The 14,670-nt window shown below is 73.8% G+C and carries 15 protein-coding genes; 7 read left to right on the plus strand and 8 right to left on the minus strand.

All coding sequences use genetic code 11. The features are described from left to right. Window positions 1-131: 131 nt before the first annotated feature. The 5 genes from ABD361_RS23475 (at window position 132) to ABD361_RS23495 (ending at window position 3,553) form a co-directional block, all read left to right on the plus strand. A complete protein-coding gene (locus tag ABD361_RS23475) occupies window positions 132-1,361 on the plus strand; it encodes a S8 family peptidase (RefSeq protein ID WP_344437597.1) in 1,230 nt (409 codons plus the stop codon). Between the two features lie 314 nt (window positions 1,362-1,675). Beyond that, on the plus strand, window positions 1,676-2,332 hold the full coding sequence (locus tag ABD361_RS23480) for a transglycosylase SLT domain-containing protein (protein WP_344437600.1): 657 nt from the start codon (window positions 1,676-1,678) through the stop codon (window positions 2,330-2,332). 269 nt (window positions 2,333-2,601) lie between these two features. Next, window positions 2,602-2,742 carry a hypothetical protein gene (locus tag ABD361_RS23485; protein ID WP_344437602.1) on the plus strand — a complete coding sequence of 47 codons (141 nt, stop codon included), beginning with the start codon at window positions 2,602-2,604 and terminating at the stop codon, window positions 2,740-2,742. 82 nt (window positions 2,743-2,824) lie between these two features. Then, window positions 2,825-3,043, plus strand: a complete 219-nt coding sequence (locus tag ABD361_RS23490; protein WP_344437603.1) for a hypothetical protein — start codon at window positions 2,825-2,827, stop codon at window positions 3,041-3,043. A gap of 87 nt (window positions 3,044-3,130) precedes the next feature. Beyond that, a complete protein-coding gene (locus ABD361_RS23495) occupies window positions 3,131-3,553 on the plus strand; it encodes an Hsp20/alpha crystallin family protein (RefSeq protein WP_344437605.1) in 423 nt (140 codons plus the stop codon). A gap of 67 nt (window positions 3,554-3,620) precedes the next feature. On the opposite strand, the gene ABD361_RS23500 is transcribed toward ABD361_RS23495, so the two are convergent. The 3 genes from ABD361_RS23500 to ABD361_RS23510 all read right to left on the minus strand — a co-directional run bounded on the left by ABD361_RS23500 (window position 3,621) and on the right by ABD361_RS23510 (window position 7,000). After that, window positions 3,621-4,622 carry an SCO0930 family lipoprotein gene (locus tag ABD361_RS23500; RefSeq protein WP_344437606.1) on the minus strand — a complete coding sequence of 334 codons (1,002 nt, stop codon included), beginning with the start codon at window positions 4,620-4,622 and terminating at the stop codon, window positions 3,621-3,623. A 126-nt stretch (window positions 4,623-4,748) separates the two neighbouring features. Next, window positions 4,749-6,239, minus strand: a complete 1,491-nt coding sequence (locus ABD361_RS23505; protein ID WP_344437607.1) for an NADH-ubiquinone oxidoreductase-F iron-sulfur binding region domain-containing protein — start codon at window positions 6,237-6,239, stop codon at window positions 4,749-4,751. Further along, window positions 6,236-7,000, minus strand: coding sequence for a hypothetical protein (locus ABD361_RS23510; RefSeq protein ID WP_344437610.1), 765 nt, complete (start codon window positions 6,998-7,000; stop codon window positions 6,236-6,238). The genes ABD361_RS23505 and ABD361_RS23510 overlap by 4 nt, the downstream gene beginning before the upstream one ends. 287 nt (window positions 7,001-7,287) lie before the next feature. On the opposite strand from ABD361_RS23510, the gene ABD361_RS23515 reads away from it, so the two are divergent. Continuing rightward, complete coding sequence (locus tag ABD361_RS23515) at window positions 7,288-8,376, plus strand: PucR family transcriptional regulator (RefSeq protein ID WP_344437611.1); 1,089 nt, start codon at window positions 7,288-7,290, stop codon at window positions 8,374-8,376. Window positions 8,377-8,509: 133 nt separating this feature from the next. Here ABD361_RS23515 and ABD361_RS23520 read toward each other — a convergent pair whose 3' ends face one another. Together ABD361_RS23520 and ABD361_RS23525 are read right to left on the minus strand one after the other, a co-directional pair. Beyond that, window positions 8,510-9,922, minus strand: coding sequence for a DUF1996 domain-containing protein (locus tag ABD361_RS23520; RefSeq protein WP_344437614.1), 1,413 nt, complete (start codon window positions 9,920-9,922; stop codon window positions 8,510-8,512). 4 nt (window positions 9,923-9,926) lie between these two features. After that, window positions 9,927-10,715, minus strand: coding sequence for a DUF4142 domain-containing protein (locus ABD361_RS23525; RefSeq protein WP_344437615.1), 789 nt, complete (start codon window positions 10,713-10,715; stop codon window positions 9,927-9,929). A 274-nt stretch (window positions 10,716-10,989) separates the two neighbouring features. On the opposite strand from ABD361_RS23525, the gene ABD361_RS23530 reads away from it, so the two are divergent. Beyond that, window positions 10,990-11,370: a peptidoglycan-binding domain-containing protein gene (locus tag ABD361_RS23530; RefSeq protein ID WP_344437617.1), complete on the plus strand. Its 381-nt coding sequence runs from the start codon at window positions 10,990-10,992 to the stop codon at window positions 11,368-11,370. Window positions 11,371-11,621: 251 nt separating this feature from the next. On the opposite strand, the gene ABD361_RS23535 is transcribed toward ABD361_RS23530, so the two are convergent. From ABD361_RS23535 to ABD361_RS23545, 3 genes are read right to left on the minus strand one after another with little or no spacing between them, the layout of a single operon-like run. Beyond that, a complete protein-coding gene (locus ABD361_RS23535) occupies window positions 11,622-12,827 on the minus strand; it encodes a cytochrome P450 family protein (protein WP_344437618.1) in 1,206 nt (401 codons plus the stop codon). Continuing rightward, window positions 12,824-14,011: an MAB_1171c family putative transporter gene (locus tag ABD361_RS23540; RefSeq protein WP_344437620.1), complete on the minus strand. Its 1,188-nt coding sequence runs from the start codon at window positions 14,009-14,011 to the stop codon at window positions 12,824-12,826. The genes ABD361_RS23535 and ABD361_RS23540 overlap by 4 nt, the downstream gene beginning before the upstream one ends. Then, window positions 14,004-14,591 carry a M78 family metallopeptidase domain-containing protein gene (locus ABD361_RS23545; RefSeq protein ID WP_344437621.1) on the minus strand — a complete coding sequence of 196 codons (588 nt, stop codon included), beginning with the start codon at window positions 14,589-14,591 and terminating at the stop codon, window positions 14,004-14,006. The genes ABD361_RS23540 and ABD361_RS23545 overlap by 8 nt, the downstream gene beginning before the upstream one ends. Window positions 14,592-14,670 lie beyond the last annotated feature (79 nt).

Raw genomic sequence — 14,670 nt, forward strand, 5'->3', positions numbered from 1 at the left:
GTTCAGGTGTTGATCTGCCCGCGTCAAAGCTGACAGGGTTTCGGGTCATCCGGAGCCGATCACTTCGGTTCCGGGGTGTCGCATGCCGACACGCACGTCCCCCCACAACCTCACGAGGAGGAACCCTCGTCATGGCACACCACAAGCGCGCCGGCAAGCGGCGGATCACTCTTGCGATATCCGCCGCAGTGGCCGTCACGGCCGGCGCAACCCTCTTAACCCTTCCCGCCGAGGCCACGCCCCCCGCGGAGGGCACGGTCTTCGGGACCGACGCGAAGGGCGCCATTGAGGGCAGCTACATCGTCCTGCTCAAGGACGGCAAGGCGGCGGCGCACGACGGCGCCTTCTCCGCCCAGGGCAAGGACCTCGCGGAGCGGTACGGCGGCAAGCTGGAGCGCACGTACTCCTCCGCCGTGCACGGCTTCTCGGCCAGCGGCCTGAACCGCACCGAGGCCAAGCGGCTCGCCGCGGACCCCTCGGTCGCCAAGGTCGTCCAGAACCACCGCTTCACCATCAACGCCGCCCAGGAGGCCCCACCCTCCTGGGGGCTCGACCGCATCGACCAGACCGAGACCAAGGGCGACGGCAAGTACACCTACCCGGACGGCGCCGGCGAGGGCGTCACCGCGTACGTCATCGACACCGGCGTGCGCATCAGCCACAAGGACTTCGGCGGCCGGGCGGCGTACGGCTTCAACGCCGTCGACAACAACGACAAGGCCGACGACGGCAACGGCCACGGCACCCACGTGGCCGGCACCATCGCCGGCACCGCGCACGGCGTCGCCAAGAAGGCGAAGATCGTGGCCGTGCGCGTGCTCGACGCCCAGGGCTCCGGCACCACCGAGCAGGTCGTGGCGGGCATCGACTGGGTCACCAAGAACCACAAGGGCCCCTCGGTCGCCAACATGAGCCTCGGTGGCGGTGCGGACGAGGCCCTCGACGCCGCCGTCCAGAAGGCGATCGCCTCCGGCGTGACCTTCGCCGTCGCCGCGGGCAACGAGTCCACCGACGCGGGCAAGGGCTCCCCGGCCCGGGTCAAGGAGGCCATCACCGTGGCCTCCAGCACCAAGGACGACCAGCAGTCCGACTTCTCCAACTTCGGCAGCGTCGTCGACCTCTACGCCCCGGGCACGGACATCACGTCCGACTGGAACGACAGCGACTCCGGCACCAAGACCATCTCCGGCACCTCGATGGCCACCCCGCACGTCACCGGCGCGGCGGCCGTCTACCTGAGCGGTCACAAGGACGCCAAGCCCGAGCAGGTCGCCCAGGCCCTGACGGCCGGGGCCACGCCGGACAAGATCAGCAACCCCGGTCAGGGGACGCCCAACAAGCTGCTCAAGATCGTCGAGTAGCCCCGGCGCCTGCTTCCGCCCCCCGGCGCCGCGCGTACGAGTGCACGCGTCGCGTAGCGGCGGGGGGTGCGGGGCGTGAGGACGCCCATAGGGCGTGGATCACATACGAAAGAGGGCCGTTGACGTCGGTGGACGTCACGGCCCTTCGCCGTCGGTGGGTACGGCGCCGGGTCGTAGGTCACATCGTTGCAGGGGGTTTCGGGCGCCGCTAAGAATGGCTGGGTCGCACGGCGCCGTCCGATCGAGAACGGCGCTTCTTTATGCGCCGCTTCCGGGCTCGTGCGGCATCCCCGATCGAGAGGTTCAGCTCCTTCATGCGCTCCAACCACTCCGGCTATACCCGTCTGACCAAGACCCACAAGTTCATCGCTGCCGGCCTCACCGCCGCCGGTGCCACGGGTGTCGTGCTGGGCGTCGTCCCCGCCGCCACCGCCGCCACCCACACCCCGGTCAAGCCGGTGGCGTGGAACGCGGAGGCCTTCGGTCAGACCCAGGACGCCGAGCTGGCGAAGACCGCTGACGCCGCTGCCACCCAGGCCAAGGCCGACGCGTCGGCCAAGGTCAAGGCCGCCGGGCGTGGTGCCCAGGCCGCTTCCCGCTCCGAGGCCCGCACCGCCCTGAAGCCCGCCGCTGCGGCGCCGAAGGCTTACGCGGACAATCTGGACGGCTGGATCCGCCAGGCTCTGGACATCATGAAGTCCAAGAACATCCCGGGCTCCTACGAGGGCATCAAGCGCAACGTGATGCGTGAGTCCACCGGTAACCCGCGTGCGATCAACGACTGGGACGTCAACGCCGTCAACGGTGTCCCCTCGAAGGGTCTGCTGCAGATCATCGACCCGACGTTCAAGGCGTACCACGTCGACGGCACCTCCTGGGACATCTACGACCCGGTCGCCAACATCGTCGCGTCCTGCAACTACGCCGCCGACAAGTACGGCTCCATGGACAACGTCAACTCCGCCTACTGACGGCAGGACGCACCGGCTTTCCCGGGGCGGCGGCACCTCAACGGTGCCGCCGCCCCTTTCTCATGGTGTTGCGACACGTGGATGATTAATTTGTTTTGTATTTGATTAAGGATCGCCGTGCCTGCACAGTTTCGGGTAAGCGGAAACGTATTTGTTCCGTCGTATCCCGGTTCACGACAGTCAGGGGAGTGATCGTGAAGGGCAGACACAAGAGGTTCCAGGAAAGGCGGCGTGGGAGCGCTCCCCGCCGGCACCCTCTCGCCGACCAGGTGTATGACGCGCTGACGATCGTGATCGTCGTGGTCGTCGTCGCGGTGTGCGCACCGGGCATGAAACCCGAAGCGCTGGGACTGGTCGGACTCGTGGCATCGATTGTCGGATCGCGATCGCGTATGGGCGCGCATCGCTAGAAAGGAAAATCCAGCACCCCGCGCCTGTTCGTCCTATCGCCGTACCGGGTGACCTCATCGCGTAGTGCACGTTGAACCCTGCGTGACGAAGTTGCCAACAGCCGCGGTGCCGTCACCCCGCCCGGCCGGTCAGGCCGGGCGGAAGGCGGTGGAGAACCCGCCCATCTTCCAGGCCCTGGCGGAGCGATGGCGCGAGGCCGGCCGGCTCGTGCCGGGCGACCACGACCCCGACTGGGCCCGGCTGACCGGGGAGCCCCCGGTCTTCGACCCCTGGCGGCGACATCCACGTCCCCAGGGTTGAGCCGGGTCTTGTCAGCTTTCTGCTGTCGGAGTATATAAGAAAGCGACGCATCCGCTTGTCTCACGCAGTCGCAAGGAGGGATCCCCGATGCTGATGCGTACCGACCCGTTCCGTGAGCTCGACCGCCTCACCCAGCAGCTGCTCGGGACGCCCGCCCACCCGGCCGCCATGCCCATGGACGCCTTCCGGGAGGGCGAGACCTTCGTCGTCCAGCTCGACCTGCCGGGCGTGGACCCCGAGAGCATCGACCTGGACGTCGAGCGCAACGTCGTCACGGTGAGGGCCGAGCGCCGTCCCGCCGCGGGCGAGGGCGTCGAGATGGTGGTGGCCGAGCGGCCCGTGGGCACCTTCAGCCGCCAGGTGTTCCTCGGTGACACCCTGGACACGGAGCGCATCGAGGCGCACTACGACGCCGGCGTGCTGACGCTGCGCATCCCGGTCGCCGAGCACGCCAAGCCGCGCAAGATCGCCATCAGCGGCGGCAGCAAGCCGCGTCAGATCAGCAGCTGATCGCACACCCGGCCCCGGGCGGTGCACCGCCCGGGGCCCTCGCGTCCGCGCGCGCCGGAGCGCGGCCTCAGGTCGCCGGTGCCGCGGTGACCTTGTGGCCCTTGTCGTCCACGGCGAACCACAGCCCCTGCTTGCCCTGGCCGTTGACGTCCCCCGGCGCGCTGTCACCGGTGAACCAGTACACCGGCCAGCAGTCGATGGCCAGTTGCTGCGTGCCGTCCGGCCGGGTCACCGTGCTGACCAGCTTCTCCGGAACGTCCTTGACCTTGGCCTTCTCCGCCGGCTTCGCCGGCTTCCAGGTGTCCAGGCAGGCGCCCGTGCAGCCGAACTTCATCGGCCAGGGGTTGTCCTTGGCGAACCGGTAGAGCGTCCGGCCCTGGCCGTCGACCAGGATCCTCCCCAGCTTGGGGTTGTCCGAGACGGACAACCCCGCGGCGCCGTCCTTGCCGTCCTGGCCCCCCTTGTCGTCCTTGTTGTCCTTGCCGGCGCCGTTGTCCTTGCCGGCGCCCGTCTTGCCCGCCTTGCCGCCGTCGGGGGCCAGGGCGTTCCACGTGCCGCCCACCCCCTGGCCCTTGGCGTCACCGGGCGAAGTGTCCTTGGCGTACCGGTACACCGGCCAGCCGGCCAGCGTCAGCTGGCGCGAGCCGTCGGCGCGCACGACCTGCCCCAGGTCGCCGGTCCTGACACCGGCCGCCGCCGAGGCGTCGCCCGCGGGAACGGGCGGCCACGCCTTCGCGCAGTCCCCGTCGCAGTGCGACGCCGGGGGTTTGGCGGTGTCCTTGTCGAAGCGGTAGAGCGTGAAGCCCTTGCTGTCGGTCACCACCGGCCCCAGGTCGGCCGTCTGCCGGACGGCCAGCATGCCCGCGGTCGCGTCCGGCGCCGTGCCCGCCGCACCGCTGCCCGACCCCTTGCCGCCGTACCCCGACCCGTACCCGCCGGCCTGCGAACTGTCCGCCGCCGGCTGGGCGTCGGTGCGTCCCTGCGCCGCCGGGCTGCCGCCGCAGCCCGCCGTCAGGGCCACGATCGCCACTGCTGCTGCCGTCAGGGAGGCACTGTGCCGCTTGTCCATGTCCGTCTCTTCCTTCCTGGGATTCTTCTGCAAGGCCCGGCGGCAGCGCCGCCACCGGTCAGTACGGGGACGAGCCCCGCAAGTACTCAAAGGCCGAGGGAAATCGCCGTGGAGGCGCCGCCCGGCTCAGCCCGTCTCCAGGCGCAGGGCCAGGGCAGGGCAGCGGCGTACCGCGCGCAGCGCCCGCTGGCGCATCCGGGCCGGCACGGCGATGGCCGCCCGCTCGGGGTAGCCGTCCGCGCCCAGCCGCAGCAGGCCCGGCAGCAGGTCCGCGCACAGGCCGTGCCCGCGGCACAACGTCCAGTCGACCAGCAGCCGTTCACCGGGAGCGGGCCGCGCGGCGCCCTCCCGCGCCGCCCCGGCGGACCGCGGCCCCGCGGGCAGCGGCAGCGAGCCCAGTACCGGGCGCCCGCAGCCGGCGCCGGCCGCGTGCGCCTCGAACTCCTCGGCGAAGACCTCCAGCGAGGAGGCCACGAAGCGGGCGGTGCCGTCGGGGTGGCCGCAGGCCCCGCGCCGCTCCACCGCCCGCAGCCCGGCCCGTACGGCCTCCAACGCGCCCCGGCCGCCTCCGTGCACCGCCTCGTACAGGCCCTCGGCGAGCGACGGCAGGCCCCGGAAGCAGGGCCCGCACTGCCCGGCGGTCTCCGCCGCCAGCCAGCGGGCCACCCGGGCGGTCTCCCCGGCCGGGCAGGTGGCCTCGGGCAGCGGCATCAGCGCCCCCGCCCCGAAGACGGCGCCGGCCGCGGCCAGCGACGCCCGGGAGACCGTCGCCGCGCGGGCACCGTCCGCTGGCAGCCAGGAGCCGTGGTACCCGCCCGCCAGCACCCCCTGCCCGGGGCCCGTGCCGCACAACTGGAGGGCGTACGGCAGCGGAAGACCGGTCGGGGTCTCCACCACGTGCGTCCCCGCGACCGTCAGCAGCACCGTGCCCGGCTCCTCCGGCAGCCCCAGTTCGGCAAAGCCCGTCGCACCCAGCCGGGCGGCGACCGCCAGCTGCGCGAACGTCTCGGTGTTGGACAGCAACGTCGGCACCCCGCCCAGGCCCGAGTCGCTGGCCCGCACGCGCCGCCCGGACGGCAGGGCCGGGCCGCCGCCCACCCCGCGCAGCAGCGCGCTGCTCTCACCCGTGACGAACCGCTCCGGCAGCCGCACCACGCGCACCTCCTGACCCTCAACGGCGCGTTCGCCCACGGCACGGCGCACGGAGGCCTCCACGTCCTCGCGGGCCACGCCGACCACCACCTCCCGCGCGCCCAGGGCACCGGCGGCCAGCAGCGCGCCGTCGAGCACCAGATGGGGTACGTGCAACAGCAGCGCCGTGTCCTTCAGGCAGCCCGGTTCCCCCTCGCTGCCGTTGACCACGACCGCGGCACCGCCCTGCGTACGCCGCAGGGAATCCCGCACCGCCCGCAGCTTGCGGGCGAAGGGGAACCCCGCCCCGCCGCGGCCGCGCAGGTCGATCTCCTGCGCCAGCACGGCCAGTTCCTCGGCCGGCAGGGCGGGCGGCGGCCCGTGCAGGGCCAGGTGCGCCGCCCGGTCCACCCACATCTGCCGGTCCAGGCCGGCCAGCAGCCGCGGCGGCCCCACCGCGCACAGCGCCGGCACCGGCCCGCTCACGCGCCGCCACCCCGCTCGCGCCGGGCCCGGCGCAGCCGCAGCACCAGCGCCACCGCGGCCCCCGCCACGCACAGCGCGTACGAGGCGGTCACCCAGACGCGCGCCGCACGCCCCGCGTACAGCCCGTGCACCAGCGCAGCCCCCCAGGCCACGTACGCACCCATGTGCAGCGCCCGCCAGGCCCGCGAACGGCCCACCGAGGCGAAGGCGCTGCGCACCGCACCGGTGACGGCCACGACGACGAACAGGTAGCCGGCCAGCGTCCCCAGCCCGACCAGCAGCGGCCGGCCTGCGTCGGCGAACGGCACCGCCACGGCCGTCCCGGTGGTGTGCCCCTCGGCCACCTTCACCCAGATGTGCAGCCCCAGGAAGCCGAAGCCGGCCACCGCCAGCCCGCGGTGCACCCCCTGGGCGAGCAGCCGGTGTGCCGAGCCCAGCAGCATCCGGTCGGTGGCCGCCAGCCCCCACATCACCGTGGCGGTCAGCGAGACCAGCGCCAGCACCCCGGCGCCGAAGTCCAGGAACTCCAGCGTCCGTTCCGCCACCCCCGCCCGGGCCGCCACGGCGAGCAGCAGCAGGATCGCCGCCGGCAGCGCGGGCCGCGCCGAGGGCCTGCTCGCCGGCCGCGAGCGCGGGCGCGACCTGAGCGGCGCGAGGCGCCGGCGGGGGAGCGGCCCGGGGGGCACCCCGCCGGGCGGCGGGCCCGCCGGGGGTCCCGCCAACAGGTCGGGCGCCGGCGGGGACGGATGGGACACGGACATAGGGGCCTCCGGCGGGGCAGCCCGCGACGAGCCGGGCGGGCGCCCGCGTAACTCGAGAAATCCGGAAAATCCCGCGCATCGGCAGCAGCTGCCGGGCGGTCGAATGCCCAGCAGGATCCTTGAATTCCGCAAGTCCTTCATAAGCTTTATCGCGCTGTGACAAATTCGCGCATGGGCACCCCGAGACGGCGGAGGGCTGTCGATGATGCCCACTCAGGCGAGCGGATCCGAACCCCTCTTCGGATCGCTTGTCCGGTGCAAAAGTCCGGAGGTAGACGATGTGCGACATGCTCAACCGCATCTGGTCACGGCCACGCCGCGAATGGACCCGCGTCCTGCGCAGGGAACTCCCCGCCGTCGCGGCCCGCACGGTCGACGAACTGCTGCGCAACACACCGGGTTTCGCGCCGGCCGTGGAGAGGCTCGGAAGGGACGTGGCGCAGGCGGCGGTCGAACAGGCCCTGATCCTGGCCCTCGGACTGCGGGTGGGCGCCGCCGCCCGCCAGGCCCTGCCCGCGCCCGCGCGCCCGGCCGGCCGGGTGGTCACCACCATGCCCGTCGCCCGGGCCCGCCAGGCGCTCTTCGCCGCCCTCGCCGAGGAGCGCTGCCTGCCCGCCAAGGCCCTGGGCGAGCTGGCCCGGGCGGCCGGCTGGCCGCTGCCCGGCCGGGCGCGGGCGGTGATCCTGGCGAATCCTTCCGCCACCGAGACCCCCCACCTGACCGCCCAGCTCGACGCCGCCCTCGGGCCGGGCCTGCTCGGCATCCTCGACACCGACGTCTGCCTGCTGGTCCCCGACCCCGGCCCCGAGGCCCGCACCGCCCTGACCACCGTCCTCGGCAGCCGCACGGCCGCCGTCGGGCACGCCGTGCCCGTCGCCGACGCCGCCTCCTCCCTGCGCTGGGCCCGCCGCCTGCTCGCGCTCACCCCCGCCGCCCCGGCCGGCGAGGGCCGGCGCCCCGTCTTCGTCGACGACCACCTCTCGGACCTGCTGCTGCTCCAGGACGAGTCCCTCGCCCGCGCCCTGTCCGACCGCTGGCTCGGCCCCCTCGACGGGCTCACCCCCCGGCAGAGCGAACGCCTGGAGGACACCCTGCTGGCCTGGCTGGAGAGCGGCGCCGCCCCCGAGGCCGCCCGGACCCTGCAGGTCCACCCGCAGACCGTGCGCTACCGCCTGCGCCAGATCGAGAAGCTCTTCGGCCCCGCCCTGCGCGAGCCGCGCACCCGCTTCGAACTGGAGCTCGCCCTGCGCAGCCGCCGGCTGCTGGCCCAGTCCCGCCGGCCGCGCGCCCGCGGCGGGTCCGGGCGCGCACGCGCCGCCGGCACCGGCATCCGTCCGCTGGGCCCGGGCCGCCGGGCCCGCGTCAACGGCCTGTGAGGGCCGGCCGGCACCCACGACGCACCGCGGCGGCCCGGTCCTCCTGGTGGGAGGACCGGCCCGCCTTCTTCCCCGGCACCGGGCGGCTGGGGCAATGGGGAGCACCCGGCGCCGGGAGTCGCCGGCGCGCGCTTCAGCAGCGGCGCCCGCCGTTGATGCAGCCCACCGCCTTCGCCATCAGCGCCTGCGGCATGACGTTGATGAAGTCGCCGTGGTCGGTGACGGGCTTGTGCAGCTGCTCGGGGAAGCTGTCGACCGCGAACGCGGTGCGCGCCGGCACGTCGTAGGTCAGGCGCTGCACCAGCTGCGGCACCGCCGTGAAGCCGCGCGGGCAGGAACCGTCCTGCCGGGCGAAGGCCACGTGCGTGCGGTGGTTGGCGCTGTCGGTGGACCGCCCGTCCCAGCAGCTCTGGAAGGCCAGGGTGCGCACCACGTTCGACCCGGGCGGGCAGAGCGGGTACTTGTCCTTCAGCTGCCGCTCCTCGAAGCCCGTGCAGCTCCAGGACGCGTTGGCGTTGCGCGGGCCGCTGGTGAACGCCTTGGCGTCACCGGTGATGATGCGCAGGAACCGCGGCATCGCCGCCACCTTCGTCACCGGGCTCCCGCGGAAGGTGAGCGTCACCGACGAGGGGCGCAGGATCCGGCCCATGTTCCCGTCGTGCCCGCCGCCCGGCGCGTTCGCATCGGGCGCCGCCTTGCCGTCCAGGACGCGCAGCACCGGCCAGTAGTGCGTCGAGAGGTCACCGTTCGTGCACGTGGTGCTGGCGGCCGCCAGGGAGGCGTCCGTGGAGAACGCGTTCGTGGACACGTTGCCGACGTAGTCGTGCGTGTGGTGCGCCCCGTTGCTCACCCCCGGGGTGACGATGACGTTGTCGGAGTTGAAGTGGCCGTTCTCGTTGCGCCCGCAGCGGGAGACGAACGTCCCCGTGGAGCCCCCGCCGCGCGCCGCCGGCTGCCGGCTCACCGGGGCGCTGCGGATGTCCGCGAAGTCCCCCGGGGCCGGGCCGCCGGGCATCGGCGCCCCCAGCACGGTGGGCTCGCCGGAAGCGGCCTGCGTACGCACCGTACGGGCGCTGCACGCGCTCAGCCCCATCAGGTCCGACGGCCTGGCCGAACCCTCCCCGATGGCGTCGGCCATCCGCCCGATGGTCGCCGAGCGCTGCTGCTCCAGCTCGCCGAGCACCCCGGCCCCGGCCGACCCCGACGCCGTCGTGCGCTCGTACGCCCGCGCCACCTGGGCGTCGAGGTCGGCCAGGCCCTGCGAGACGCGCTGCCGGGCCGCGTCGGGCACCGGCGGCAACCGGTCGCCGACGTCGGGACACGCGATGGTGTTCGCCACCGCGCCGGCCGGGGCCGCGTCGTGGGCCCCGGCCCCGGCGTGCCCGGGCTGCCGGTGCGTGCTGCCGGCCGAGGCGTTGGCCGCGATCACCGCCGTCCCGCCGCCGCCCAGCAGCAGCGCGGCGGCCGCGGCCAGCGCCCGCACCTTCAGCGGTGCACGGAACTTGTGGCCCTGTCGTGTGGTGCGGGGCCGTGTGGTGGGGATCATGCGATCACTTCATCTCCTGGTCGCTGTGCGGCGGCATCCCGGCGAGGGGCGGGACCGGGTCCGGCGGAGGGGACTGGGCCGGGGCGTTGGCAACACCCGACACGCCCGTGCCCTCCAGGACGGTGATGTGGTCGAGCACCACGGTGTTCGCGCGCGTCGCCAGCTCCCGGACCAGCGCGTTGCCCGTGCGGTCCCGCACGAGCGCCACCAGGCCGAAGACCTTGCCGTGCGCGGCGCGCACCACCTGGGCGAAGACGCGGTCGAAGTCGGCGCCCTGCGCCGCCCGGATCTGCTCCAGCCACCCCTGCTGCTGGTCCGTGGGCCGGTCCGGCAGCGATATGCCCAGCATCCGCGCCGTGTCGACCGAGCGCCGGTCCAACTCCGCGTGCCCGCCGATCAGGTGCTCGCCCGCGGCCCGTACGGTGGCGGTGGTGCCCCGCTCGCGGGCCAGCCGGCCGGCCGGCTGCTCCCACAGGCCCGCCAGCCGCACCTTGCGCACGAAGTCGCGGTCCAGCGCCGTCAGCGGGCCGTACGCGCTCTCGCGCACCCCCTGGCCGTCGTCGCTCCACGCCGGGGCCACCGCGGCACCCGCGGCCGCCGGCCGCGCCGCCGGGAACAACGTCACCGGCACGATCAGCGCCACCAGGGTGGCGGCCAGCGCCCCCACCACGAGCCAGGTGCCCAGCACCCGGCCCGCACCCGCCCCGCCCACCGCGGCCTCGGGGCCGGCGCGCCGGCCCCGGAAACCGGCCAGGCGCGCGGTGATGGCAGGGGCCGGACGCATACGCCGCATGGCGCCGCCTCCCTCGTTCCTCGGTGCCGTCTCATCGGACGATCGGCGACGCTAGCCGCCGGGCGGGAACGCGGAACGAGGTTCCTCGGCATGTGACAAATCGGCGGGCACCCCCGCCGGCGGCTGTTACCGTGCGCGCGCCCGGCCGAAGGTCCGGACCACAGGCCCCGATCGGCCGGAATCCGCCTCGTGCCCGCCGGACGCGGCCAGGAGGATACCCACCGGCAAAGCAAGGCCCTCACGTGTCCGTCGTGTCCATCGAGGAAGGACGAGCATGAAGCTCCGCACTTTGCCCACGACCCTGGCCCTCTCCGGCATCGTGCTGGCCGGTACGGCCGTGGCCGTCCCCGCCCAGGCGGCCGTCACCGGCACGCCGACGGCGGTCAGCGCCGTACCGGGCCCGTACGGATGCAACTACTCCGACGGCAAGGAGCCCCAGCTCTCCCGGGGCAGCTCGGGCCGGTACGTGAAGCAGGCACAGTGCCTGCTGCTGCACTGGGGCGAGAAGCTGCCGAAGTACGGCATCGACGGCGACTTCGGCAGCGAGACGGAGAACGCCGTCGTCGACTTCCAGAAGACGTACTGCGGCCTCGACCCGGACGGCATCATCGGCCCGAAGACGTGGTTCGCCCTCAAGCACGACGGCTGTTCCTGACGGACCCCGGCTCCCCGCACCGCCCGGCAGCGCCCGCGCCGCCGGGCGGTGTCCTTGTCCTGCGCCCCGCCGGGGCCGGGCAGCGCCCCGTCAGGGGCGCGGGGAACTGCGCGATCGGCCACCGACGGCCCGCAGCCGACGCACTACCCCGGGGCCCGGCGAAGCCCGGAACTCCGTCTGCGGGCGCGTCGTGGCTTGTCGCGCAGTTCCCCGCGCCCCTACGGGGCGCTACGGGATCCGCCGGACACGGCCTAGCCCAGCAGGAGCGGCAGCTCCTTGAGCGCGTGCGACCGGAAGGAGGCGCGCCGCCGCAGCTCCCGCGGCGCCGCGGCCAGCTCGATGCGGGCGAACCGCCCCAGCAGCGTCTCCAGCGCGATCCGTGTCTCCAGGCGGGCCAGCGGCGCGCCGAGGCAGTAGTGCAGCCCGTGCCCCAGGGCCAGGTGCTGCTTGTCGGCGCGGTGGATGTCGAAGACGTCCGGCTCCGGATGGCGCTCGGGATCGCGGCCCGCGGCGGCGATGCCCAGCATCACCGTGTCGCCCGCCGGAATGCGCACGCCCGCGATCTCCACGTCCTCGGTGGGGAAGCGGCGGATGGCCCACTGGTTGGGCGGGGCGTGGCGCAGGATCTCCTCCACCGCCGCCTCCAGCAGGCCCGGATCGGCGCGCACCTCGGCCAGCTGCCGCGGGTGCCGCAGCAGGGTCAGCAGGCCGCCCGAGATCACGTGCTGGGTGTTCTCGCTGCCGGCGAAGAGGATGAGGAACGCCAGCGACACCAGCTCTTCCTCGCTCAGCCGGTCGCCCTCGTCCCGCGCCGCGATCATCGCCGACAGCAGGTCGGTCCCCGGGGCGGCGCGCCGCGCCGCGACGAGGTCCAGCAGGAAGCGGTGGATGTGCCCGACGCACTCCGCGACCTGCCCCGGGTACGCCGGGTCGAACATCGCCCCCACCCAGGAGGAGAACGCGCTCCGGCTCCCCTCCGGCACGTCCAGCAGGTCGCCGATCACGGCGAGCGGCAGGGGGTTGGCGTACGCCGCGACGAGGTCCACGGACCCGCCGGCGGCGGCCCGCTCCGCCAGGCCGTCGGCCAGCTGCCCGGCGGCGAGGCGTATGCGCGCGCGCAGCTCCTCGACGCGGCGCGGGGTGAACGCCTGGGACACCAGGCGGCGCAGCCGCAGGTGGTCGGCGCGATCGATGTTGAGCAGATTGGCGTCCAGGGCCGGCGGCAGCGCGAAGCCCCGGTAGCCGTTGCGCGAGCGGGCCTTGTTCACCGACAGCCGCTCGTCGGTCAGCCCCGCGCGGACGTCCGCCTCGCGCAGGACGAGCCACACGGGCGCACCGTCGGGCGTCGCCACCCGGTGCACGGGACCGGCTGCGCGCAGCCGCGCGTACACCGGATGGGGGTCGGCGAAGAACGCCTCGTCGAAGGGCATGGGCAACGGGGACGCGGGGGAGGTCATGCGGTTTCCTCGGCACGGGGGCGGGGCGGGGTGGTCAGGGCTTCCTCGACGACGGGGCTGGAGCGCAGCGCCCGGGCCAGCCGGCGCTGGAAGTCCAGCTCGGCCATCAGGTCCTCGGGTTCGGCCACGCGCGGGGTGTCCGCGTGCTGTTCCGGCCGCCTCCCGGCGGCCTTCGCCCGCAGCGCGTCGCGCAGCAGGGCCGCCTCCACGGCGGCGGCCGCGTCCTGCTCCGCCAGCCCGGCCGCGGCCGCGGCTTCGCGCGCCGCGTGCCCGACGGCCGGGTCCATCCAGGTGCGCAGCGCCCACTGGGCGTCCCGTATCTCGACGACCGTGCGGTACAGCCGTGTGCGCACGTCGGCGCGCGTGTCCAGCGGGATCACCGGTTCGGGCACCAGCGCCGTCACCTCGCGGTGCAATCCGGACAGCTGCCGCAGGGCCCGCCGGTCGCGCCACCGCTCGGCCAGCGTGCTCAGGTGCCGGCCCCAGTCGGGGATCGTCCAGCCCGCCGTCTTGGTGATCGTGGCGATCGTCACGGACACCTGGGCGACCGGCTCCCAGGCGCGCCCGCTCGTGCCGAACTGCCCCGCCACGACGTCCGCCGCCCGGCAGGCGCTGTAGACCAGGGCGAACGGCAGCGTGAGCGCGATCAGGTACAGCCCGCGCCGCAGCCACGGCGCGGCGGCGATCCTCGCGTAGCGCCAGCCCAGCAGGCCGACGTCGATCTGGTTCGCCGAATAGGCCAGCAAGTAGACGACGATGTAGGCCGGGTAGTACTGCGCGTGCGAGAGCGCGAAGTCGTTCGGCGCCTCCCGCTCGACGGTCGCCGCCGAGAACAGCGTCACCATCGCCACCAGGGCCAGCGCCAGCCCCAGCAGCCGCGGCACGGCCTTGCGCCGGGCCACCTCGCGCTCGTACGTCAGGTGCAGCAGCACCAGTTGCTGGCAGGCGGACATCAGCACCACACAGCTCTGCGTGAGCAGACCCGAGAAGTTGACGATGCCCACGGTCTTGCTGGTCGCCACCCAGACGGTCGGTGTGGACACGGTGTACGTGATGAACAGGAGCACGAAGTTGCCCGTCAGGGCGAGCTGCGTGGGCGATCTGTCGGTGCGCAGCACGCGCACCTTGTAGAGCAGTGCCAGTAACGCGACGACGGCGCAGACCGGATACAGGACGCTATTCATTTCTCCCTCGGTGGGTCGGGGACTGAAGGGCGGCGAGCCGGGCGGCGAGCTCCTGCGCCTCCGGCGGCACGGACCACGGCCGCTGCGCGGTCCAGGAACTGATGTGGCGCCCGATGAGCGACCCCACCAGCTCCGCCTCCATCTCCACTTCCGAGTGCTCGTGCTCGCGGCCCAGCGTCCGGCGCACCATCTCCGGGTCCAGCGAGGGCAGCAGCAGGCGCGAGGAGTCCGCCGAGAGCACCGGCGCCGCCTCGTGGTCGCACACCAGATGACCGATCTCGTGCAGGATCACCTGCTGCTGGTGGACCGGCGCCAGCCGGCGCTCGAAAATGACGTAGTCCGCGTTCTCCGCGGAGACCCACAGCCCGTCCGGGCTGCCCACCGGCAGCTCCAGGGCCATGAGATGAATCGGCCGGCCGTGCAGGCGGCTGATGTGCCCGCAGACGTCCTCGACCGTCAGAGCCTCCGCATGCGGCAGCCCCAGCGCCCGCACCCGCTGCTCGCACCGCTCCCGCAGGCCCGGCGGACGCCCCGCACCGCGCCCCTCACCGGACCTCGGCCGCCACCGCACCACCATCACGACGAACCGTCACCACACCGCCGGACCACGCCCGTCCGGCTCCCGCTCTCGTCACGTTCCGTCACGGATCATCCACCTT

It is taken from the genome of Streptomyces luteosporeus, from assembly GCF_039532865.1.
GTDB lineage: Bacteria > Actinomycetota > Actinomycetes > Streptomycetales > Streptomycetaceae > Streptomyces > Streptomyces luteosporeus.